The sequence below is a fragment of the Kocuria sp. KH4 genome (assembly GCF_053711175.1).
Genome location: NZ_JBSJYX010000028.1, coordinates 12,420 through 35,325 on the forward strand (window position 1 = coordinate 12,420; position 22,906 = coordinate 35,325).

17 protein-coding genes are annotated in these 22,906 nt (G+C 74.3%); 2 read left to right on the forward strand and 15 right to left on the reverse strand.

The window, feature by feature from the left end:
• Positions 1-27: 27 nt before the first annotated feature.
• The 5 genes from ACWCOM_RS16475 to xylA form a co-directional block, all read right to left on the reverse strand.
• Entirely contained in the window at positions 28-1,755 is a 1,728-nt protein-coding gene (locus ACWCOM_RS16475; RefSeq protein ID WP_454549823.1) for an acetyl/propionyl/methylcrotonyl-CoA carboxylase subunit alpha, read from the reverse strand.
• Between the two features lie 4 nt (positions 1,756-1,759).
• Positions 1,760-3,373 carry a 5-oxoprolinase subunit B/C family protein gene (locus ACWCOM_RS16480; RefSeq protein WP_454549824.1) on the reverse strand — a complete coding sequence of 538 codons (1,614 nt, stop codon included), beginning with the start codon at positions 3,371-3,373 and terminating at the stop codon, positions 1,760-1,762.
• On the reverse strand, positions 3,370-4,134 hold the full coding sequence (locus tag ACWCOM_RS16485) for a LamB/YcsF family protein (protein ID WP_454549825.1): 765 nt from the start codon (positions 4,132-4,134) through the stop codon (positions 3,370-3,372). The genes ACWCOM_RS16480 and ACWCOM_RS16485 overlap by 4 nt, the downstream gene beginning before the upstream one ends.
• 101 nt (positions 4,135-4,235) lie before the next feature.
• The gene (xylB, locus tag ACWCOM_RS16490) at positions 4,236-5,630 is read right to left on the reverse strand and encodes a xylulokinase (RefSeq protein ID WP_454549826.1); all 1,395 of its coding nucleotides are present in this window, start codon (positions 5,628-5,630) and stop codon (positions 4,236-4,238) included.
• 156 nt (positions 5,631-5,786) lie between these two features.
• Positions 5,787-7,010 (reverse strand): xylose isomerase, encoded by a 1,224-nt coding sequence (xylA, locus tag ACWCOM_RS16495; RefSeq protein ID WP_454549827.1) that lies wholly within the window; start codon positions 7,008-7,010, stop codon positions 5,787-5,789.
• Positions 7,011-7,159: 149 nt separating this feature from the next.
• Here xylA and ACWCOM_RS16500 point away from each other — a divergent pair, with 149 nt between their 5' ends.
• A complete protein-coding gene (locus ACWCOM_RS16500; RefSeq protein WP_454549828.1) occupies positions 7,160-8,326 on the forward strand; it encodes an ROK family transcriptional regulator in 1,167 nt (388 codons plus the stop codon).
• A 79-nt stretch (positions 8,327-8,405) separates the two neighbouring features.
• Here the strand turns inward: ACWCOM_RS16500 and ACWCOM_RS16505 are convergent, their stop codons facing one another.
• The 5 genes from ACWCOM_RS16505 to ACWCOM_RS16525 all read right to left on the reverse strand — a co-directional run bounded on the left by ACWCOM_RS16505 (position 8,406) and on the right by ACWCOM_RS16525 (position 15,297).
• Positions 8,406-9,575 carry an endo-1,4-beta-xylanase gene (locus ACWCOM_RS16505; protein WP_454549829.1) on the reverse strand — a complete coding sequence of 390 codons (1,170 nt, stop codon included), beginning with the start codon at positions 9,573-9,575 and terminating at the stop codon, positions 8,406-8,408.
• Positions 9,576-9,721: 146 nt separating this feature from the next.
• Positions 9,722-12,097, reverse strand: a complete 2,376-nt coding sequence (locus tag ACWCOM_RS16510; protein WP_454549830.1) for a glycoside hydrolase family 3 N-terminal domain-containing protein — start codon at positions 12,095-12,097, stop codon at positions 9,722-9,724.
• Between the two features lie 26 nt (positions 12,098-12,123).
• Positions 12,124-13,053: a carbohydrate ABC transporter permease gene (locus tag ACWCOM_RS16515; RefSeq protein ID WP_454549831.1), complete on the reverse strand. Its 930-nt coding sequence runs from the start codon at positions 13,051-13,053 to the stop codon at positions 12,124-12,126.
• A 4-nt stretch (positions 13,054-13,057) separates the two neighbouring features.
• Positions 13,058-13,963 carry a carbohydrate ABC transporter permease gene (locus ACWCOM_RS16520; protein ID WP_454549852.1) on the reverse strand — a complete coding sequence of 302 codons (906 nt, stop codon included), beginning with the start codon at positions 13,961-13,963 and terminating at the stop codon, positions 13,058-13,060.
• On the reverse strand, positions 13,963-15,297 hold the full coding sequence (locus tag ACWCOM_RS16525) for an extracellular solute-binding protein (protein ID WP_454549832.1): 1,335 nt from the start codon (positions 15,295-15,297) through the stop codon (positions 13,963-13,965). The genes ACWCOM_RS16520 and ACWCOM_RS16525 overlap by 1 nt, the downstream gene beginning before the upstream one ends.
• Before the next feature lie 193 nt (positions 15,298-15,490).
• On the opposite strand from ACWCOM_RS16525, the gene ACWCOM_RS16530 reads away from it, so the two are divergent.
• A complete protein-coding gene (locus ACWCOM_RS16530; protein WP_454549833.1) occupies positions 15,491-16,507 on the forward strand; it encodes a LacI family DNA-binding transcriptional regulator in 1,017 nt (338 codons plus the stop codon).
• A 4-nt stretch (positions 16,508-16,511) separates the two neighbouring features.
• On the opposite strand, the gene ACWCOM_RS16535 is transcribed toward ACWCOM_RS16530, so the two are convergent.
• From ACWCOM_RS16535 to kdgD, 5 genes are all read right to left on the reverse strand, one after another.
• On the reverse strand, positions 16,512-17,744 hold the full coding sequence (locus ACWCOM_RS16535; protein ID WP_454549834.1) for an MFS transporter: 1,233 nt from the start codon (positions 17,742-17,744) through the stop codon (positions 16,512-16,514).
• Between the two features lie 123 nt (positions 17,745-17,867).
• Positions 17,868-18,851: an AEC family transporter gene (locus ACWCOM_RS16540; RefSeq protein WP_454549835.1), complete on the reverse strand. Its 984-nt coding sequence runs from the start codon at positions 18,849-18,851 to the stop codon at positions 17,868-17,870.
• Between the two features lie 19 nt (positions 18,852-18,870).
• Complete coding sequence (locus tag ACWCOM_RS16545) at positions 18,871-20,199, reverse strand: enolase C-terminal domain-like protein (RefSeq protein ID WP_454549836.1); 1,329 nt, start codon at positions 20,197-20,199, stop codon at positions 18,871-18,873.
• Positions 20,196-21,821 (reverse strand): aldehyde dehydrogenase (NADP(+)), encoded by a 1,626-nt coding sequence (locus ACWCOM_RS16550; protein WP_454549837.1) that lies wholly within the window; start codon positions 21,819-21,821, stop codon positions 20,196-20,198. The genes ACWCOM_RS16545 and ACWCOM_RS16550 overlap by 4 nt, the downstream gene beginning before the upstream one ends.
• 61 nt (positions 21,822-21,882) lie before the next feature.
• Positions 21,883-22,830, reverse strand: coding sequence for a 5-dehydro-4-deoxyglucarate dehydratase (gene kdgD / locus ACWCOM_RS16555; RefSeq protein WP_454549838.1), 948 nt, complete (start codon positions 22,828-22,830; stop codon positions 21,883-21,885).
• Positions 22,831-22,906: the final 76 nt, after the last annotated feature.

Here is a 22,906-nt window from a genome sequence, read left to right on the forward strand (position 1 = left end):
ACCAGGTCCGCCCGCGGATGACGGCGCTCAGTCGAGGCGGGCGAGCACCTGGTCGGCGGCCACGGCGTCCCCGGGGGCGGCCGAGAGCTCCCGGACGGTCCCGGCGCGGGGGGCGGTCAGCCGGGACTCCGTCTTCATGGCCTCGAGCACGGCGAGATCCTGGCCGGCTTCCACGGCGTCCCCCTCGGCGACCAGCCACGAGACGAGCGTCCCCGCGAACGGCGCGGTGACGGCGCCGTCGTCGGCCGCCGGGACGGGACCGGGGGCGCCGTCCCCCGTGGGTGCGGCGCTCAGGGCGGCGGCGAGGGCGTCGGGGATCCCGATGCGCATCCGCCGCCCGTCCACGTCCACGGTGAGGCGGGTGCGTCCCTGCTCGCCCGCGCGGGCGTAGCCGGAGTCCGGGGTGAGCCGGTCGGCGAACTCCTCCTCGATCCACGTGGTCCACACCCCGAGACCGTCGCCGCCGGAGAAGGCGGGGGCGTCCAGCACCGCGCGGTGGAAGGGGATGGTGGTGGCCACCCCGTGCACCCGCAGCTCCCGCAGCGCGGTGCGGGCCCGCACGAGCGCCTGCTCCCGGGTGGGGGCGCTGACCACGAGCTTGAGCAGCAGCGAGTCGAAGGAGGTGGCCACCCGGGTGCCGCGGTGCACCCCCGAGTCCACGCGCACCCCCGGGCCCGTGGGGGTGTCCACGGCCTCGACCGTCCCGCCGGAGGGCAGGAAGCCGCGGCCCGGGTCCTCGGCGTTGATCCGGAACTCCAGGGCGTGTCCGCGGGCCGGTGGGGTCTCGAGCACCGGCAGGGGGTCCCCGGCGGCGACGGCCAGCTGGGCGCGCACGAGGTCCACGCCGTAGACCTCCTCGGTGATCGGGTGCTCCACCTGCAGGCGCGTGTTGACCTCCAGGAACGAGATCAGCCCGTCCTGGGCCACGAGGAACTCGGCGGTGCCCACCCCCACGTAGCCGGCCTCCCGGAAGATGCCCTCGGCGGCGGCGGCGATGCGCTCACGCTGCCCGTCCGTGAGGAACGGCGCGGGGGCCTCCTCGACGAGCTTCTGGTGGCGGCGCTGCAGGGAGCAGTCCCGGGTCCCCAGCACGACGACGTTGCCGTGAGCGTCGGCCATGACCTGCGCCTCGACGTGGCGCGGGCGGTCCAGGAACCGCTCCACGAAGCACTCACCCCGCCCGAACGCGCTCTGCGCCTCGCGGGCGGCCGAGACGAAGGCGTCCTCCACCTGCGCCAGCTCCCGGACCACCCGCATGCCGCGGCCCCCGCCGCCGTGGGCGGCCTTCACGATCACGGGCAGCCCGTGCTCCTCGGCGAAGGCCCGGGCGTCCGCGGGCGAGCCGACCGGCCCGTCGCTGCCGGGCACGAGCGGGGCGCCGGCCCGCCGGGCGATTCCCCGGGCGGCGACCTTGTCCCCCAGCAGCGCGATCGTCTCGGGCGAGGGGCCGATCCAGGTGAGGCCGGCGTCGATCACCGCCCGGGCGAAGTCGGCGTTCTCGGAGAGGAACCCGTAGCCGGGGTGCACCGCGTCGGCCCCGCACCGATCGGCCACGGCCAGCAGGGCCTGCGCGTCCAGGTAGGTCTCGGCGGCCGAGACCCCCTCGAGGGCGTAGGCCTCGTCGGCCAGCAGGACGTGCGGGGCGTCGGCGTCGGGGTCCGCGTAGACGGCGACCGAGCGCAGGCCCGCCTCCGCGCAGGCGTGGACGACGCGGACGGCGATCTCCCCGCGGTTGGCGATCAGGATCTTGTGCACGGTGCTACTCCAGGGGGTTCTCGGTGGCGGGACGGTCGGTCTCGGGGCGCCCGGCGGCGCCCCCGGGCGGGAGGAGCTCCGGCGCCGGGACCCGCCGGAAGCGCAGCCGGGCGCCCGGGGGCAGCTGGGCCAGCAGACCCAGGTCCTGCGGGTGCACCACCCCGATCACGGGGTACCCGCCGGTGGTGGGGGCGTCCTGCAGCAGGACGACGGGCAGGCCCGAGGGCGGGACCTGGACGCAGCCCGGCACGGTGCCCTCGCTGGGCAGCTCGTCGGTGCGGGTGCGGTCGAGCGGCTGCCCCTCGAGCCGGGCGCCCACCCGGTCGGACGAGGTGGCGAGCGCCCACTCCTGGGCGAAGAACGACTCCACCGCGGAGACGGTGAACCAGTCGTCGCGGGGGCCGGGCACCACCCGCACCTGCGGCACCCCGGCCGGCTCGGGCAGCGTCTCGGGCGGCCGGACGGCCGTGCCCGGGGCCGGGCCGACGGGCACGGCGTCCCCGGGGCCGAGCGGGTCCGGGCCCAGTCCGGCGAGCGTGTCGGTGGAGCGGCTGCCCAGCACGGGCGGGACCGCCACGCCGCCGCGCACCGCCACGTAGGCGCGGGCGCCCGAGACGGTGGCCCCCACGGTCAGGCGCTCGCCGTCCCGCAGGGCGAACGGGGCGCCGTTCGCGGGGCGCCAGGGGGCCGGGCCCGCGACGGCCAGGGGCGCCGGGGCGCCGGTGACCGCCAGGACGTGGTCCCCGTGGGCGGTGAGCTCCAGGCGGCCGAGCAGGTTCTCCAGCACGGCCGCCCCCGCGGGGTTGCCGACGAGCCGGTTGGCGGTGGCCGCCGCTGCGGCGTCGAGGGCGCCGGAGGGGGAGACCCCCAGCGCCGCCGAGCCGGCGCGGCCGGCGTCCTGGACGAGGGTCTGCAGGCCGGGCCGGTCCACGACCAGGTGGGCGCCGCGCACCGGCGCCGGGTCGGCCGTGCGGGGGGCGAGCTCGACGAGCTCCCGCACGGGCCGGTACCGCACGCGGTCCCCGGGGCGCAGCAGGGCGGGCTCCTCCCGGTCCAGGTCGAACATCCGGGCGGCGGTGCGCCCGATCAGCTGCCACCCGCCGGGGGAGCGCCGGGGGTAGACCGCGGAGAACCTGCCGGCCAGGGCCACGGCTCCCGCCGGGACGGCGGTGCGCGGGGTGTCCCGGCGCGGGACGTCCGGGACGTCCTCGGCCGCGCAGTAGAAGAAGCCGGGGGCGAAGCCCGCGAAGGCGGCGGTCCACTCCTGCGCGGTGTGGGCGCGCACGACCCCGGCCGCGCCCAGGCCCGTGAGCTCGCCGACCGCGTCCAGGTCCTCGCCGTCGTAGACGACCTCGATGGTCACGGTCCGCGCGTCGCCCGTCCCCGCGACGCCGCGCGGTGCCGCCAGGGCGGTGCGGACCGTCTCCCGCAGGGCGGCGGGGGTGCTCGCGCGCACCGCCACGGTCCGCGCCCCGGCGACGCAGTCCACCAGGCCGGGGAGGCCGGTGGCGGCGAGCCGGGCGTGCAGGGCCACGGCGTCGTGCAGGTCCGTGCACTCCACGACGGCGGCCAGCGGTCCCAGCGGGCGGACGGAGCGCTCCGCGGCGGGCGTGCTCACAGGAAGCTGCCGACGCGCAGGCCGGCCTCCTCGAGGGCGTGGCGCACGCGCTCGGCGATGGCCAGGGCGCCCGGGGTGTCCCCGTGCACGCAGATGCTCTCCGGGTCCACCGCGACGACCGAGCCGTCGACGGCCTCGACCACGTGCTCGGTGGCCATCCGGACCACGCGTGCGGCGATCCGCTCGGGGTCGTGCAGCACGGCGCCGGGCTCGGTGCGCGGGACCAGGGTGGCCTGCGGGGTGTAGCCGCGGTCGGCGAAGGCCTCGCGGACGGTGCGCAGTCCGGCCGCGCGCGCCTGGCGCTCGATCTCGGAGCCCGGCAGCACCAGCAGGGGCAGGGCCTCGTCGACGTCGCGCACCGCGTCCACCACGGCGCCCGCGTGCTCCTCGTGGTGGACGATTGCGTTGTAGAGGGCCCCGTGCGGCTTGACGTAGCGCACCCCGGTGCCGGAGGCGCGGGCGAGGGCCTGCAGGGCGCCGATCTGGTACACCAGCTGGTCGGTCAACTCCGCGCGGGGCACGGCGATGAAGCGGCGGCCGAAGCCCTTGAGGTCGTCGTAGGAGACCTGGGCGCCCACGGTGACCCCGTGCTCGACGGCCACGGTGCAGGTGCGGCGGGCGACGGTCGGGTCCCCCGCGTGGAAGCCGCAGGCCACGTTGGCGCTGCTGACCACGCCCAGGACGGCCTCGTCGCCGGCCATGGCCCAGGCGTGGAGGGATTCGCCGCAGTCCGCGTTGAGGTCGATGTCGGAGGGGGACATGGTGTGCTCCTTGTCACGTCGGTCCTCCCAGCATGCGCCCTCCCGGGAAATTGTTCAACAATTTCGGGGCGGGAATTCCCCGGGCCGCCCGGCGCGGGCCCCTAGGACCAGGTGCCGGTCCGGTCGCGCAGCGTCCGGTACGCCTCCAGCACCTGGGGCGTGGGGTCGGCGGTGAGCTCCTGCATCCCGGGCAGCGCCCAGGCCGGGGGCTCCTCGGCGCCGGAGAGCGCCCAGGCGGCCTGCCGCGCCGCGCCGAGGGCCACGTACTCGCCCGGGGCGGGCACGAGCACGGGCCGGCCGAGCACGGCGGGGGCGAGCCGGCGCACGGCCTCGGACTGCGCGCCGCCGCCGATCAGCACGATCCGCCGGGCGGGGACCCCGGTGGCGCGCTCGAGGGCGTCCACCCCGTCGGCCAGGGAGCAGAGCAGGCCCTCCACGCAGGCCCGGGCGACGTCCTCGCGCGAGGTGGCCGAGGACATCCCGTGCAGGGTGGCCCGGGCCTCGGGGCGGTTGGGGGTGCGCTCGCCGTCGAGGTAGGGCAGCAGGGTGGTGCCGCCGGCCCCGGGGCGGGCGGCCAGGGCCAGGGCGGAGAGCCCGGCGTGGTCGACCCCGAGCACCCGGGCCCCGAACTCCAGGATCCGCGCGGCGTTGAGCGTGGTGGCCATCGGCAGGTACCGGCCGGTGGCGTCGGCGAAGCCGGTGACCAGCCCGGTCGGGTCGGCGGTGCGGGTCTCGGAGACCATGGCCGCGACCCCGGAGGTGCCGACCGAGAGGGAGACGTCGCCGGGCCCGAGCGTGACGCCGAGGGCGGCGGCCATGTTGTCGCCGGTGCCGGCGGCGAGCTGCGCCCCGCCGGGCGTGCGGCCCAGCACGGCCCGGGGGTGCGGGGCGAGGTCGGGCAGCGCCACGTCGTGGCCGAGGGCCCGGTGCGCGAGGTCGTGGCTCCACCCCTCCGTGCGGGTGGAGTAGTAGCCGGTGCCCGAGGCGTCGCCGCGGTCGGTGAAGAAGGAGGACTTCTCGGCGTTGAGGTGCCAGGAGAGGTAGTCGTGGGGGAGCAGCACCCGGTGGGTGCGGGCGGCGTGCTCCGGCTCGTGCTCGGCCATCCAGCGCAGCTTGGTGGAGGTCATGGAGGCCACGAGCACGCTGCCGAGCTCCTCGGCGCACGCGGCGGGGCCGCCCATCTCCTCGACGAGCTCGCGGGCCTGGGGCGCCGAGCGGGTGTCGTTCCACAGCAGGGCGTCGCGCACCACGGCGTCGTGCGCGTCGAGGGCCACCATCCCGTGCTGCTGGCCGCCGACGGCCACGGCGGCGGCCTCGTCGAGGAACGGCCCGGCGGCGTCGTCGAGGGCGGCGAGCCACGCCCGCGGGTCGACCTCGGTGCCGGCGGGGTGGGGCGCCCGGCGCTGCCCGAGGACCTCCCCGGTGTCGGCGTCGACCAGGAGCGCCTTGGTGGACTGGGTCGAGGAGTCGATGCCCAGGACGGTGGTGCGTGCCATGAGGAACCTTCGGGACGGGGGCGGGACAGGGGCGGGGCGGGACGCGGCGGCGGCGCCGCCGGAGGGGCCCGGCCCGGCGCAGGGGGGACGTGCGCCGGGCCGGGCCGGGAAGGGGTGCGGCGCCCGGACGGGGGGGAGGGGCCGCACCCGGGCGGGTCAGCCGCGGGCGCCCATGAGGTGCTCGACGGCGAGCTGGTGCAGGCGCACGAAGCCGTAGTTGCGCTCCGAGGGTCCGGTGAGGTCGAGGTCCTCGTAGGCGCTGCGGTCGGCCAGGAAGGCGCTCAGGTCCTCGCCCTCCGCCAGCGTCGGCTCCGCGAGCTCCAGGATGCCGGACTGCGCCATGGCCTCCTGCACCTCGGGGTCCTGGCGGAACGCGACGGCGCGCTGCTTCAGCAGCAGGTACATCTGCATGTTGGCGGCCGCCGAGTCCCACACGCCGTCGAGGTGCTCGGTGCGCGAGGGCTTGTAGTCGAAGTGGCGGGCCCCCTGGTAGGCGCCCGGCTTCGACGGGAAGCCGTTCTCCAGCAGGTCGACCGTGAAGAAGGCGCTGATCAGGTTGCCGTGGCCGAAGACCAGGTCCTGGTCGTACATGGGCCCGTTCTGCCCGTTGAGGTCGATGTGGAACAGCTTGTCGCACCACAGGGCCTCGGCGAGCCCGTGGGTGTAGTTCAGGGTGGCCATCTGCTCGTGGCCGGTCTCCGGGTTCACGCCCACCACGTCGCCGTTGTCCAGGCGGTCGATGAACGCCAGTGCGTGCCCGATGGTCGGCAGGAAGATGTTGCCGCGGGGCTCGTTGGGCTTGGGTTCGAGGCCGATGCGCATGTCGTAGCCCTGGGACTTGATGTAGCCGGCCACGGTGTCGATGCCCTCCGCGTAGCGGTCCAGGGCGGCGTACAGGTCCTTGGAGGAGTCGTACTCGGTGCCCTCGCGCCCGCCCCACATCACGAAGGTGGTGGCGCCGAGCTCGGCGGCGAGGTCGACGTTGCGCAGCACCTTGCGCAGGCCGTAGCGGCGGACCCGCCGGTCGTTGGAGGTGAAGGCGCCGTCCTTGAAGATCGGCTCGGCGAAGGTGTCGGTGGTGACCATCTCGCAGACCATCCCGGTCTCGTCGATCGTCTGCTTCAGCCGACCGACCAGCCGCTCGCGCTCGGCCTCGGAGGCGTCGAAGGGGATGAGGTCGTTGTCGTGGAAGGTGAAGCCCCACGCCCCGAGCTCCGCGAGCCTGCGCACGGACTCCAGGGGGTCCAGGTCCGGCCGGGAGGCCGAGCCGAACTGGTCGCGGGCCGCCCAGCCGACGGTCCACAGGCCGAACGAGAACCGGTCCTCCGGCGAGGGGGCGACGGAGGCGGCGAGCGAGGTCGCCGGTGAGGTGACGGACATGGCAGGTCCTTTCCCGAATTGGTTAGTTACCGTTACTTACTATAGATCGTGCAGTACCGTGGGACCAGACCGGCGGCCGCTTTTTTCCTCTCCGCCGCACGACCGCGCCTGCCCCGGCCGGTCCCGCCAGCAGCGAAGGAGAGCCGTCCGTGCAGTCGAGCCACCTGCGGGAGCACAACCTCTCCACCGTCCTGCGCGCGGTCGCCGGGGCGGGGGAGCCGGTCTCGCGCGCCGCGCTGGCCAAGCGCACGGGGCTCACCAAGCCCACCGTCTCGAAGCTGGTGCAGGAGCTGCTGGACGCCGGCCTGCTGGTGGAGGGGCAGCAGCCGGCCGTGCGCGCCTCGGGCCGGCCGATGATCCCGCTGGGCATCGCCCGGGGCAGCGTGCTGGGCGTGGGACTGGAGATCGCCGCGGACCACCTGGCGTGCCTCGTCACCGACCTCGGGGGCCGGGTGCTCCACGAGGACACCCGGTTCGGGGCGTACGCGGGGGCGTCCGTGGATGACGTGGCCGCCGCGCTGTCCGAGCTGCTCGACGACGCCCTGTCCCCCCGCCCGGACGTGCCCGTGGCCGGCATCTGCGTCTCGGTCCCCGGCCGGCTGGGCCCGGACCGGGCCACGGTGCTCTCCGCCCCGAACCTGGCCTGGCGGGACGTCCCGCTGGTCGAGCGGCTCGGGCGGCTGCCGTCCTTCCGGGGGAAAGCGCTGACGGCCGGCAACGACAGCAGGCTCGCGGCGCGCACCGAGGTCCTGCGCCGGCCCGGCGAGTCCTTCCTGTTCCTGCACGGGGAGACCGGGATCGGCGGCGCCGTGGTCCTGGAGGGCCGGATCCACGGCGGCGAGCACGGCTGGGCCGGGGAGCTGGGCCACGTCACGGTCAGCCCCGGCGGGGAGCTGTGCCGGTGCGGGCGGCGGGGCTGCCTCGAGGCCTACGCCAGCTACCACGCCCTGCGCGGGCGGACCGGGTTGCCGGAGGACGTCCGGATCGAGGACCTCGTGGCGGCCACGGCCGAGCGGCTGCGCAGCCGGGAGGCGGTGATGGAGATGATCGGGCGGCCCCTCGGGGTGGTGCTCGCGAACTCGATGAACGTCCTGGACCTCTCGACCGTGGTGCTCTCCGGGTACTTCGCCCCGATCGCCGCGGAGCTGGAGCCCGTGCTGCGGGAGGCCGTCGAGGCCCACGCGCTCACCGCCGAGGTCGGCCCGGTCGAGATCCAGCGCTCGGCGGCGGACGCCCACCCGGCGCTCAGCGGCGCGGCCGCCACGGCCCTCGAGCCGATCCTGACCGCACCGGCCCGGTGGCTCGACCGGCGCTGAGGCCCCCGCCCGCGCACGACGGACCCGCTCCCCGGGAGGAGCGGGCCCGTCGTGCGCGCCCCCGGTCGGGGCGGCCCGGTCAGCGGAACGCGGGGTGGTGCTCCCACCGCGCGTCGCTGCCCGGCCGGGACCGGACCAGGGTCTCCTGCAGGGCGTCGTAGGCGGGCTTGCGCTCGTAGTCGCCCTCCATGGTCAGGGCGTCCCCGTAGCCGGGGAAGGTGTTCGGCACCCAGGAGTGCTCGTCGAGCACGCCCCACACCGTGAAGGAGTTGCAGTCCTCCACGGCCAGGCAGGCCTCGAGGGCCATGCGGTACCAGTCGGCCTGCTGCTGCCGCAGCTCCGGGCTCATCTGCCCGTCCGCGCCGACGGGCCCGCGCACGTCGATCTCGGTGACGGCCGTCTCCAGGCCCAGGTCGTCGAAGCGCTGGAGGTTCTGCTGCATCCGCCCGTCGAAGCCGTACTGGAGGCCGAGGTGGGTCTGCATCCCGAAGCCGTGGACGGGCACGCCCTGGGCGAGCAGGTCCTGGATCAGGGCGTAGTAGGCGTCGGACTTCGCGTTGGGGCCCTCCACGTTGTAGTCGTTGAAGAACAGCCGGGCGTTCGGGTCCGCGTCGTGGGTCCAGCGGAAGATGTCGGCGATGATCCCCGGGCCCAGCTCGCGCAGCCAGATGTTGTCCTCCGTGCGCAGCCTCCCGCTGTCGTCGAAGATCTCGTTGGCGACCTCCCACTGCTGGATCCGGCCCTCGTAGCGGCCGACCACCGTGTAGATGTGCTCCTTGAGGACGGCGCGCAGCTCCTCCGGGGTGTGGTCCCCGTTCTCGAGCCAGTCGGGGTTCTGGCTGTGCCAGAACAGGGTGTGGCCGCGCACGACCTGCCCGTTGGCCTCGGCGAAGTCGACGATGTCGTCGGCGGGGCCGAAGTCGTACACGCCCTCCTCGGGGTGGATGAACTCCCACTTCATCTGGTTCTCCGGGGTCAGGGAGCTGAACTCCCGGGCCAGCACCGAGCGGTACCCGGGGTCGGAGGGGAAGGGCTCGGGGTAGTCCGCGGAGGTGTGGTGCCCGCCGCCGGCCACCGCGCTGCCGATGCGGAAGTCCTTCGGGGTGTTCCAGCGCAGGGTGTCCTGCTGGGCCAGGCCCGGCGGGGTGGCGGGGGGCGCGGCGCCCGCGGCCTGGGGGACCGCGGTGAGGCACAGGGCGGCGACGGCGCTCGCGGCGCCGATCCGCAGGACGGGGAGTCGTCGGCTCATCTCGGGGGTTCCTTTCGAGGGGTTCGTGCACGGGGGACTGCAGGGGGCGGGGGGAGGCCGAGGGGGCGTCCCGCGACTCCTCCGGCGGGTGGGGACCCCGGAGGGGTGGACGGGGCGCGGGCCGCGCGGCGGCCCGCCCCCCGGGCTCAGGAGGCGTCGGCGGCGAGCGCGCGGTCGGCGACCTCGACGTCGACGGGGGTGGTGAGGACGCGTTCGACGTCCTCCACGTCGCGCACCGGGCCGGTGACCACGAACCGGTCCTCCAGGGGGAGGTCCTCGCTGGAGCGCCCGGCGCGCAGGACGAACTCGCCCGGCTCGACGATCCGGCGCATGGCGCGCCCGGTGAACGCGGTGCGGTCGGCGTGCAGGTGGAAGACGACCTGGGCGCTCTGCCCGGGCTCCAGGGCGACCTTGGCGAAGCCGACCAGCATCGTCACCGGCCGGACCACCTGGGCCACCGGGTCGCTCAGGTAGAGCTGGACGACCTCCTGCCCGGCCCGCCCGGACGTGTTGGTCACGGTGACGGCGGCGTCCACGGTGCCGTCGGCGCCGATCCGCGCGGCGGAGAGTTCCAGGGCGTCGTAGGAGAACGTGGAGTAGCCGATGCCGTGGCCGAACGGGTACAGCGGCCGGGGATCCAGGTTGGAGATCCCCTCCGCGTACCCGCCCAGGGTGGGCGTCAGGTAGGTGCCCGGCTGCCCGCCCACGTGCCGGGGGATGCCCACGGGCAGCCGCCCGGAGGGGTTCACCCGGCCGGAGAGCACCCCGGCGACGGCGTGGCCGCCCTCCTCGCCCGGCATGAAGGCCTGCACCACGGCGGCGCAGCGGTCGTCGAACGCCCCGAGGCTGTAGGGGCGGCCGGTGACGAGCACGAGGACCACCGGGGTGCCCGTGGCCAGCACCGCCTCGACGAGCTCGGCCTGCCGGCCGGGCAGGGACAGGTCCACCACGTCGCAGCCCTCCCCGGAGGTGCCCGTGCCGAACAGTCCCGCGAGGTCGCCCACGGTCACGACCGCGAGGTCGGCCTCCTCGGCGGCGGCCACCGCCGCGGCGATGCCGCTGGTGTCCGGGTCCGTGAAGTCCACGCCGCGGGCGTGGCGGAACGTGGTGCCCCCGCCCGCGAACTCCTCGGTGAGGGCGTCCACGATCGAGGTGATCTCGATGCCCGTGCCGGACTCGCCGAAGCGGGAGAGGACGTGGTTGGTGAAGCTGTAGCAGCCCAGGAAGGAGCGGGGCTGGGCGGCGCTGGGGCCGATGACGGCGACCGTCCGGGCGGCGTCGCCGGCGAGCGGCAGCACGCCGTCGTTCTTCAGCAGGACGATGGACTCCTCGGCCATGCGCCGGGCCAGCCGGCGGTTGCCCTCGGAGTCGAGGTCCACGGGCCCGCCGGCGGCGCCGGGGTCGAAGCCCTCGTCGAGCAGGCCGAGCTCGACCTTCTGGGTCAGCACCCGGCGCACCGCCCGGTCGAGCAGGGACTCCTCGAGGGCGCCCTCCCGCACGGCCCCGGCGAGGTCGGCGAAGCAGCCGGTCTCGGGCAGCTCCACGTCCATCCCGGCCGCGAGCGACTGCACGCCGGCGTCCCGGGGGTCGGTCGCGACGTGGTGCATGGACTCGAGGAAGCTGACGGCCCAGTAGTCGGAGACGACGGTGCCCTCGAAGCCCCACTCGTCCCGCAGGAGCGTGGTGAGCAGCTCGGGGTCGGCGGCCGGCGGGACGCCGTCGACGTCCGCGTAGGAGTTCATCACGGCGCCGACCCGCCCGAGCCGCACGGCCATCTCGAAGGGCACGAGCACGACGTCGCGCAGCTCGCGCGGGCCGATCGAGACGGGGGCGTGGTTGCGCCCGGCCCGGGAGGCGGAGTAGCCGGCGAAGTGCTTGAGGGTGGCGATCACGCCGGCCTCCTGGAGCCCCCGCACGTACTCGGTGGTCAGGCAGCCCACGAGGTAGGGGTCCTCGCCGACGGTCTCCTCGACCCGGCCCCAGCGGTAGTCGCGCACCACGTCGAGCACCGGGGACAGGCCCAGGTGGACGCCCACGCCCTTCATGTCGTCGCCGATCCGCCGCGCCATGGTGCGGACCAGCTCGGGGTCGAACGCGGCGCCCCAGGCGATCGCGGCCGGGTAGCAGGTGGCCCCCAGGGTGGTGAAGCCGGTGAGGCACTCCTCGTGGGCGATCGCGGGGATGCCCAGCCGGGAGGTGCCCACGACCTGGCGCTGCAGGGTGCGCAGGTGCTCCACCCCGTCCGCCGCGGAGATCGGGGCGCTGCCGAAGGCGCGGGTGATGTGGCCCAGGCCGTGGGCGATCGCGGCCTCGAAGGTGGAGCGGTCGTTGGCGAAGGCGGCCTCCATGGGGGCGGCCCCGCCGGTGGCCTCTTCCGGGTCCGGGCGCAGCCAGTAGCTGCCGAGCTGGCCGGCCTTCTCCTCGAGGGTGAGCTCCTGCAGGAGGGCGTCGACGCGCTCGCCGACGGGACGGGACGGGTCGTTCCACACCGGGGTGCCGGAGGGGGTGCTGGGCGGGGTCATGGGGCTCCTTCGGATGGGTAGGCGCGTCACTTGCCGAAGCCGGCGGTGAGCCCGGCGACGAGCTGGCGGCGCCCGAAGACGTAGAGGACGAGGATCGGCAGCGCCGAGAGGACGACGGCGGCCAGGACGGCGGGGATGTCCGCCTGGAACTCCCCCTGGTAGGTCCACAGGGACAGCGGCAGGGTGCGCTTCTCGGAGCTCTGGGTGAGGATCAGCGGGAAGAGGAAGTTGTTCCAGCTGTTCAGCGCGTTGTAGACGCCCACGGTGGTGACGGCGGGCATGCTCAGCGGCAGGACGAGCGTGCGGAACACCTTCCAGTCCCCGGCCCCGTCGAGGGTCATGGACTCGTAGAGCTCGTTGGGGATGTCGCGCATGAAGTTGGTCAGGATCAGGACCGTGATCGGGATCCCGGAGGCGATGCCGGGCAGGATCAGCGCCGCCAGGGTGTCGTAGAGGCCCAGCTGCACGATGATCAGGTAGATCGGGATGATCGTGGCCTGGATCGGGATGGCGATGCCCAGCAGGAACAGCCGGTTCGAGAACACGGCCAGCCCGGTGCGGCTGCGCACGATCACGTAGGACGCCAGCAGGGACAGGAACACGATCCCCGCCACGGTGCCGACGACCACCACCACGCTGTTCAGGAAGTACTGGACGAACTGGTTCTGCAGCACCGTCAGGTACGGCGCGAACGTGGGCGCCGAGGGCACCAGGGGGTTGGTGGAGTAATAGTCCTCCCGGGGCTTCGTGCTGGTGATCGCGATGTAGTAGATCGGGACGATGATCACGGCCAGCCACAGCCATCCGCCGACGGCCGCCGGGATGTTGGGGGCGCCCCGGCGCCGGCGGGCCGGCGCCGCGCCCGCGGGGCGGGGACCCGCGGGACGGGCGGCCGCGGGCCGGGTGGCCGGGCGGCCGGTGCGGTCGGGACGGGTGTCCGCAGGACGTGTGCTCATGGGGCTATGCACCTTCCGCCTGGCTCTCCATGGTGTCGGCCCCGGTGAGCCGTTGCAGGCCGAGGGCGAGCGTGAGCCCCACGGCGACGAGGATGACCGCCAGGACACTGGCCTCGCCCATCTGGTTGCTGCGGAAACCGGTCAGGTACATGTCCAGGGGCAGGATCCGGGTCGCGGTGCCCGGCCCGCCGCCGGTGAGGCTGAAGACGAGGTCGAAGTAGGTCAGCGAGCCGACCAGCATCAGCGTCGAGGACGTGACGATCGTGTACTTCAGCTGCGGGAGCGTGATCGAGAAGAACCTCCGCACGGTCCCGGCGCCGTCGAGCGTGGCGGCCTCGTACATGCTCTGCGGGATCTGCCGCACGCCCGCCTGGTAGAGCAGGGAGTGGAACGGGATGAACGACCAGGAGATGACGACCACGACCACGGTGAACGCCAGGTCCGGCCGGCCGAGCCAGTCCTGCCGGAGCACGGCCGCGTCGAAGGCCTGGGACAGCCCGAAGTTCGGGTCCAGCAGGGCCTTGAAGGCGATGCCGATCGCGGCGGCCGAGAAGAGCATCGGCAGGAAGTACAGCACCGAGAGGAACTCGCGGTAGCGCTGCCGGCCGGCCATGAACACCCCGAGCAGCAGGCTCAGCGGGAACTGGACGGCGTAGCTGAGCAGGGTCAGCTTCACGGTCAGCCACATCGCCTGGCGCGAGACCGGGTTCTCGAGCACCGACACCCAGTTCCCGCCCCCCGCCCACTGCGGCGTGCCGAGCCCGTCCCACTGCATGAAGGACAGCACCAGCACGCCCAGCAGCGGGCCGATCGAGAAGACGCCGAAGAAGACCAGGGCGGGGGCCAGCAGCCAGTTGCTGGGTCCCGCGCCCGCCCGGGCCCTGCGCCGGGCGGGCGCGCGCAGGAGCATCACAGCGTCCCGTTCATCGCGGTCTGGAACTGCTCGGGGGTCATCTCACCGGCGAAGACCTGGCTGAGGTTGGTCAGCAGGGCCTGGCCCTGGTCGGCCGGCAGCGCCTGGTCCCAGGAGAGCTGGAAGTGCGGCGCGTCCTGGACCATCGAGTAGGCGAAGTCGAGGTACTCCGGGTACTCGGTCTCCCCGATCTTGTCCTCCACGCCGTCCACCGCCGGGATCAGGCCGGCGTCGAAGAGCGTGTCGACGGCGGTGTCGTCGAGGTTCATCTGGTCCAGGTACTCGAAGGCCGTCTGCTGCTCCTCCTCGCTGGCGTCCGCGGACACGGCCCAGAAGTTCGCGGGGTTGCCCACGATGTTCTGCGGGTCGCCCTGTCCGCCCTCGATCTCGGGGAAGGCGGTGTAGCCGAGGTTCCCCTCCGCGGTCCACTCCGGGGCGTCGGTGAGGAAGGTGGAGTACACCCAGCTGCCGTGCAGCATCATGGCCGCCTGGTCGGTGTGCACCAGCGCGACGTCGGCGCCCGCGTCGGCCACCACCGAGCCGTAGGCGTCGCCGAAGCCGCCGGCCTCCACCAGCTCCTGGATCTTCTCGAGCGCCTCCGTGATCGCGGGGTCGGACCAGGCGTTCTCCTCGCCGTCCACGATCGCCTGGAAGACCTCCGGGCCGCCGATCCGGTCGGTGAGGTACTGGATCCACATCAGGTACGGCCACTGGCTGGAGCCGGCCACGGAGATCGGCGTGACGCCCTCGGCCTTGAAGGCCTCCACGGCGTCCAGCATCTCCTCCCACGTGGTGGGCACCTTCACGCCGGCCTGCTCGAAGAGCTTGGTGTTGTAGTACAGGACCACGGGCTGGGTGTTGTTGTTCGGGACCGCGTAGAGCTTCCCGTCCACCGTGCCGGTCTCCAGGACGGAGTCGAGCGCGCGCTCCTCCATGCCCGGGATCTTGCCGGTCAGCTCCACCACGCTGCCGTTCTCCACGTAGCTCTCGAGGGTGTCCCCGCCCCAGTTGTAGATCAGCGTCGGGGCGTTGCCCGAGCCCACGCTGGTGCGGATCTTCTCCTTGAACGCGTCGTTGGCGAAGTACTCGGCGGTGATGGGCTCCTCGGCGTGGGCGTCGTTCCACTCCTGGAAGGAGGCGCGGAAGGTCTCCTCGGCGCCGCCGGTGAGGGTCCAGGCGGTGGCGCCCTCGGCCTGGCCCGGCTGCGCGCCGCCGCCGCACCCGGTCAAGGCCAGGGCCGCGGCGCCCACGAGCGCGACGCGGGACAGCGACCGCCGGGAGAAGGGGGTCCACGGGGCGGGGGCGGGGTGGCGGGTGCGGTCGGTCGTCATGGCGTGCTCCTCAGCGTCGAGTGATGCCTTGCGCTTACGAAACTTTTCGTATAGCGTTTCGTTGCGAGAAGGGTAAGTGGCGGATTTCACACCCGTCAAGCCCTGGCTGTGACCGGGACCACTACATGTGGCGTAACGAAACGTTTCGCCGCGCACCGGCACGATGCCCGACGTCCGAGGAGGCCGGCCCGACATGAGAAGAACGACGCTGAGCGAGGTGGCGGCGCGGGCCGGCGTGTCCAAGGGCACCGTCTCGAAGGTGCTCAACGGGCGCCCCGACGTCGGGGAGGTCACCCGGGAGAAGGTCCGGGCCGCGGCCGCGGAGCTGGGCTACACGGGCGCCGCCGTGCGGCGCCCCCGCCCGGCGATCGTGCTGGTGTTCGACACCCTGGAGAGCAACTACTCGCTGCAGGTGATGGCCGGTGCGGTGGACGCCTGCGGCCGCGCCGACGCCGACCTGCTGCTGAACACCCTGCCCGCCCTGGCGCAGGGCGACCTCCCGCCCTTCTCCGACGACTGGTTCGCGCTCTGCGGCCGGAAGGGGGAGACGGCGGTCGTGGCCGTGACCACGCCCCTGACCGCGCAGCAGGTGGCGGCGGCGGCCCACGCCCAGGTCCCGCTGGTGGCCATCGACCCCGTCAACAGCCTGCCCTCCACGGTGCCGAGCATCGGCTCCACGAACTGGGCCGGCGGCTACGCGGCGACCACCCGCCTGGCCGAGATCGGGCACCGCCGGATCGGCCACCTCGCCGGGGCGGGCGGATCGGTCCCGGCGCGCGAGCGCCTGGCCGGGTACCGCAGCGCCCTGGAGAGCGCCGAGCTCCCGCGCGAGCCCCGGCTCGTGGCGGGGGACGGCTTCAGCTACGAGGCCGGCTTCGCCGCCGCCCGGCAGCTGCTGGCGCTCGACGACCCGCCGACCGCGCTGTTCGCGGCCTCCGACGAGGCCGCGCTGGGCGCGTTCGAGGCCGCCCGGCAGGCGTCCCTGCGGGTGCCCGAGGACCTGAGCGTGGTGGGCTTCGACGACACGCTGATCGCCCGCTGGGCCTCGCCGAAGCTGACCACGGTGCGCCAGCCGCTGCACGCCATGGGGGAGATGGCGGTGGAGCAGGCGCTGGCCCTGCTGGCCGGCGGGTCCCGCCGCACCCACCCGCTCCAGCTGCAGACCTCGCTGGTCGAGCGCTCCTCGACCGCGCCGCCGCGTCCGGCCTGATCGCTCACCGCTCCTGCACGGAGCGGTCCCGCCCGGCCTGCCAGCCGAAGACCGCGGCGAGGACGCCGACCACGGCGAACATGACGCCGGCGGCGGCGAAGCCGCCGGTCGCGTGCAGCAGCTGCCCGACCAGGAAGGTCCCCGAGGAGCCCAGGCCGTAGCCGACGCCCTGCATCATCCCGGACAGCCGCACGGCCATGGCGGCGCTGCGGGTGCGCAGGGCGATCATGGTCAGGGCCACGGCGGTCAGGGCGCCCTGGCCCAGACCCAGCAACCCGGTCCAGACCCAGATCAGCTGGAGGGGGCCGAAGATGGAGAGCACGAACCCGCCGCCGGCCATCAGCGCCACCACGGCGTTGAGGACCCGCTGGTCGGCCAGCCGCACCGCCAGGGCCGGGGCGAACAGGGAGCCGGTCATCTGCAGCAGGATGGACACCGCCACGACCACCCCCGCGGTGGCCCCGTCGACCCCCCGGTCGCGCAGGATGGGGGCCAGCCAGGCGAAGACGCTGAAGGACATCATCGCCTGGAAGACCATGAACCCGGTGATCTGCCAGGCCACCGGCGACCGCCACGGGCTGTCCCCGGCCGCGTCCCCGGCCCGGGCCGGGGCCGGGGACGCGGGGCGGCGGCGGGCCACCACCGGGATCAGGAGCAGGACCACCAGCGCCGCCGGGGCCGCCCAGCCCGCCAGGCCCGTCCGCCAGGATCCCGTGGCCTGGAACAGCGGATAGGTCAGCCCCGCCCCGAGCGCGGCGGAGGCGGCGATGGCGGTGGTGTAGAGCCCGCTCATCAGCCCGAGGCGGTGGGTGAAGTCGCGCTTCACGATCGAGGGCAGCAGCACGTTGCCCACCGCGATCGCCGCTCCGCACGCCAGGGTCCCGGCCAGCAGCAGCGGCACGGTGGCGCCCGCGGACAGGGGCAGCCCGCGGGCGGCCAGCCCGGCGGCGAGCAGGACCATGGCCCCCAGCAGCACGGTCTCCGCCCCGTGCCGGCGGGCCAGCCGCGGGGCGAGCGGGGCGAACACCCCCAGCAGCGTCACCGGGGCCGTGGTCAGCACGGTCACCGCCCAGGAGGGCAGGCCGGCCGCGGCGGTGATTTCCGGCAGGATCGCGGAGAAGCTGGAGAAGACGGTGCGCAGGTTCAGCCCGACCAGCACCACGCAGACCCCCAGGTAGACCAGGGCCCGGCGCGACGTCGGGGCGGGGGCCTGCTGCACGGCGGGCGGGGTGGGCACGGGGCGGTCTCCTCGGGCGTCGGGGGCTGTCCCGGCGCCACGAGGCCCGGGCCGGGTCCCAGGGTACGACGAAAGCCGCCCGGCCCCCCGGCCCGGTCCGGACCCGCCGCGGACGGGGCCGGATCAGTGCAGGAGCAGGCTGATGAGGAGGATGGCGGGGAAGGACAGGATCGAGCTGAGGAAGATGATGTCGCGGGCGGCGTTGGCCGGCATGCGGAACTGGGACGAGAACAGGAACACGTTCTGGGCCGTGGGCAGGGCGGCCATGACGACGACGCCCAGCAGATCCGTGCCGGCCAGCCCGAAGCCGAACCGCCCGACGGCCCAGGCCGCGGCCGGCATCACCGTGAGCTTGATCAGGGTCCCGCCGAGGACGTCCGGGACCAGCGCGCGCTGCTCGAAGGGGCGCTGCCCGTGCAGACTCATGCCGAACAGCAGCAGCAGCATCGGCACCGAGGACTCACCGAGCATCTCCAGGGGGACCCAGAGCACCTCCGGCACCTGCGCGCCGGTGGCCGAGAGCACCACCCCGGCGGCGGTGCCGATCGTCACCGGGTTGGCCACCGACCTGGCGACCGTGCGCAGGGCCGACGGGCCCTCCCGCGGCGGGGCCGCCGTCCCGGTCGCCGTCGCCGCCCCCGGCCCGGCCCGGCGGGAGGGACGGGTGGCCAGGGAGAACACCACCAGGTACAGCGGGGCGATCACCAGCAGCTGGGCCAGCAGCACCGAGACCACGGGCGCGGCGCTGCCCACCGCGTAGAGGGCGATGGGCAGCCCGATGTTGCCGGCGTTGACGTAGGAGGAGGCCATGGCCCCCACGGCCGTGCGCGCGGTCCCCCGGCGCAGGAGCAGGCCGCTGAACAGGGCGAAGAGCGCCCCCGCCACCGCGGCGGTGGCGAGGGCGATCGGGGTGTAGACCCCGAGCACGGCCCCGAGATCGGTGCCCGCGACGAGCACCAGCATCAGAGCCGGGTTGGTGAGGTAGTAGATGACGGGGGTGAGGCCCGCGCGCATGGTGCGGGCCTCACCGGGCAGCAGCGCGGCGGTGGCGAAACCGGTGGCCGCGATCACGGCCACCACGCCGAAGCCCAGCAGCACCCCCGTCATCCGATCTTCTCCCGTCCCCTCAGCGGACCATGCAGGGACGCTTGGGGTCGAAGCTCCAGCCCTCGATCAGGTACTGCATGGCCGTGGCGTCGTCGCGGGCGCCCAGCCCGTGCTCGAGGTAGAGCTCGTGGGCGGCCGCCAGGCGCTCGCGGTCCAGCTCGACGCCCAGCCCCGGGGCAGTGGGCACTCGGATCTCGCCGTCGCGGATGACCAGGGGGTCCCGGGTGAGGCCCTGGCCGTCCTGCCAGATCCAGTGGGTGTCCAGCGCGGTGATCTCCCCGGGGGCCGCCGCGCCCACGTGGGTGAACATGGCCAGGGAGATGTCGAAGTGGTTGTTCGAGTGGGAGCCCCAGGTGAGCCCGAACTCGTGGCACAGCTGGGCCACGCGCACCGACCCCGCCATGGTCCAGAAGTGGGGATCGGCCAGCGGGATGTCCACGGCGCCGGCGCGCACCGCGTGGGACATCTCCCGCCAGTCGGTGGCGATCATGTTGGTCGCCGTCCGCAGGCCGGTGGCCCGCCGGAACTCGGCCATCACCTCACGGCCGGAGAACCGGCCCTCGGCCCCGCACGGGTCCTCCGCGTAGGCGACGACGCCCTGCATCCGCCGGCCCAGCCGGATCGCCTCCTCCAGCAGCCATCCGCCGTTGGGGTCGAGGGTGACCCGCGCCTCCGGGAAGCGCTCCTTGAGCGCGGTGACGGCGTCGACCTCGACGTCGCCGGCCTGCACCCCGCCCTTGAGCTTGAAGTCCTTGAACCCGTACCGCGCCCGGGAGGCCTCGGCCAGGCGCACCACGGCCTCCGGCGTCATCGCCTCCTCCCGGCGCACCCGCTCCCAGGCGTCCGCACCGTGCGGCTCGCGCAGGTAGGGCAGGTCGGTGCTGTCCGGGTCGCCCACGAAGAACAGGTAGCCCAGCATGGGCACGGCCGTGCGCTGCTGGCCGTCCCCGAGCAGCTCCGCCACGGGCACGCCCAGGAACTGCCCGTGCAGGTCCAGCAGGGCCGACTCGAGGCCGGTCACGGCGTGCACGGTGGTGCGCAGGTCGAAGGTCTGCAGGCCGCGCCCCCCGGCGTCGCGGTCGGCGAAGGCAGCGGCGATCCGGCGCAGCAGGGTGCGGAACAGGGCCACCGGCTGCCCGGTGATCAGGCTCCCGGCCTCCTCGATCGTGGCACGGATCTTCTCCCCGCCGGGCACCTCGCCCAGGCCGGTCCGCCCGTCCGAGTCCGTCACGATCACGACGTTGCGGGTGAAGAAGGGGCCGTGGGCCCCGGAGAGGTTCAGCAGCATGGAGTCGTGCCCGGCGACCGGCACGACCTCCACCCGGGCGATGGTCGGCTGGGTGCTCATGCGCGCTCCCCCGAGGAGTTCTTCGCCAGCTGGATCCGGCCGTCGACGCGGCGGTTGAGCTGCCAGGGGTTGGCCTCCTGCACCGGGGCCGGCAGCAGGGCGTCGGGGATGTTCTGGTAGGCCACCGGGCGCAGGAACCGCTCGATCGCCAGCGTGCCCACGGAGGTGGTCCGCGAGTCGGAGGTCGCCGGGAACGGCCCGCCGTGGACCATGGCTTCCCCGACGTCCACACCGGTCGGCCAGCCGTTGGCGAGGATCCGCCCGACCTTGCGCTCGAGCACCGGCAGCAGCGGGGCGGCGGTGGCGACGTCCTCCTCGGACAGGAACAGGCTCGCGGTGAGCTGGCCCTCCATCCGGGCCGCCGCCTCCACCAGCTCCTCGGCCGAGCCGTAGCGCACCGCCAGGGAGGACGCGCCGAAGATCTCCTCCTGCAGCACCGGGTTGGCCAGGAAGGTGGGGACCTGCGTGCCGAAGACCACGGGGGCGGGGGCGTTCTCGGTGGCGCCCTCCCGGCCCCGGGCCACGACCTCGACGCCCTCCTGGGCGCCCAGGGCGTCGATGCCCTCCCGGCAGGAGCGGGCGATGCCGGGGGTGAGCATGGTCGCGCCCTCGGCGCCGGACAGCGCCCGGTCCACGGCGGCGAGGAAGGCGTCCCCGGCCGCGCCGCCGGGGACGAACAGCAGGCCGGGGTTGGTGCACAGCTGCCCGGAGGACCCCGTGAGGGAGGTGACGTAGGCGCGGGCGAACTCGTCGGCGTCACCGGTCAGGGCGCCGGCGAAGAGGAAGACCGGGTTGATGGAGCTCATCTCGGCGTACACCGGGATTGGCTCGGGGCGGGCGGCGGCCGTGGCCATCAGGGACGTGCCGGCGGTCCGGGACCCGGTGAAGCCGACGGCCTTGATGGCGGGGTCCTTGGCCAGGGCCTGGCCGATGCTCGCGCCGGGGCCGTAGACCAGGGAGAACACCCCGGGGTGCAGCCCGCACTCGGCCACGGCGTCGGTGAGCGCGCGGCCGACGATCTCCCCGGTGCCGGGGTGGGCGTTGTGCGCCTTGAAGACCACCGGGCAGCCGGCGGCCAGCGCCGAGGCGGTGTCCCCGCCGGCGGTGGAGAAGGCGAAGGGAAAGTTGCTGGCGCCGAAGACGGCCACCGGGCCGAGGGGCACCTTGCGCTGGCGCAGGTCCGGGCGCGGCAGCGGGGTCCGCTCCGGCAGGGCCGGCTCGATGCGCACGCCCCGGTGGTCGCCCTGGCGTACGACCCGGGCGAACAGCCGCAGCTGCCCGGTGGTGCGGGCCAGCTCGCCCTGCAGGCGCGGCACCGGCAGCCCGGTCTCGGTCGAGGCCCGCTCGGCGAGCTCGTCGCCGACGGCCTCGATGTTGGCGGCGATCGTCTCCAGGAAGGTGGCGTGGGTCTCGGGGTCGAGGGCGCCGAAGGACGCGGCGGCCTCCTCGGCGGCCGCGGTCGCCTCGGCGAGCTGGTCCGCGCCGACCAGCGAGTACTCGGGCTCGAGCTCGGCGTTGGTCGCGGGGTCGATGCCGCGGGTGGTGCCGTTGGTGCCGACGACCTGGCGGCCGGCGATGATGGAGTGGCCGGAGAGGGCGGTGGCCTGGGTGCTCACGGACATGGGTTTCCTTCGCTGTCTGTGGATGCGGTCTGGGGTGCGGTTCCTGCCGGTCGGCGGCGGGTCAGGCGCGCTGCAGGGCGTCCGCCGGGGTGCCGGCGGGGAGCGTCTCGATGAGGGTGGTGAGGTCGGCGAGGTCGGTGGGGGTGAGGTCCTGCAGTGGGGGGCGGACTCCGCCGGCGGGGCGGCCGATGGCCTGGAGGCCGGCCTTGATGATCGAGACCCCGTAGCCCTTGGCGCGGTCGCGGATCTCCAGGTAGGGCAGCACGAAGCGGTTGAGCTTGTCGGTGACCGCTACCCGGTCCTGGGCGCGGACGTCGGCGTAGAAGGCCAGGGCGAAGTCGGGGACGAAGTTGAACATCGCCGAGGAGTAGGTGGACATGCCCAGCTGCAGCAGGGGCAGGGCGAAGGTCTCGGCGGTGGGCAGCCCGCCGAGGTAGAACAGCCGGTCCCCGTTGGCGGCGTAGACCTTGGTGAGGTGCTCGATGTCGCCGATGCCGTCCTTGAAGCCGATGAAGTTCTCGTGCCGCTCCGCCAGGCGGGCGACGGTGTCGGCGGAGTAGACGGCGTTGGCGCGGTTGTAGATGATCACGCCCAGGTCGGTGGCGGAGCAGATCGCGTCCACGTGGGCTTCCAGGCCGCGCTGGTCGGCCTCGGTGAGGTAGGGGGGCAGCACCAGCAGGCCTTCGGCCCCGGCGGCGGCGGCGTCGGTGGCGTTGCGGATGGCCTGGGCGGTGTTGCCGGCGGCGGGGGCGAGCACCGGGACGGTGTCCCCGACCTCTGCCACGGCCACGGCCACGACGGTGGCGGTCTCCTCGGGGGTGAGGGAGAAGCCCTCCCCGGTGCCGCCGGCGGCGAAGAGCCCGGCCACGGGGTGGGAGGCCTGCCAGGCCAGGTGCTGGCGGTAGGTGTGCTCGTCGAAGAGCAGGTCGGCGTCGAACGCGGTCACGGGGAAGGACAGCAGGCCGTCCTTGAGCCGAGCGGCGAGTTCCTGAGGAGTGTGTCGAGCCATGGGAGGAGTCCTTCGATCAAGGCTGTGGAACAGCGGGGAAAGGTGGATCTGGTTCGAGCTTAGGAAGCCAATTCAT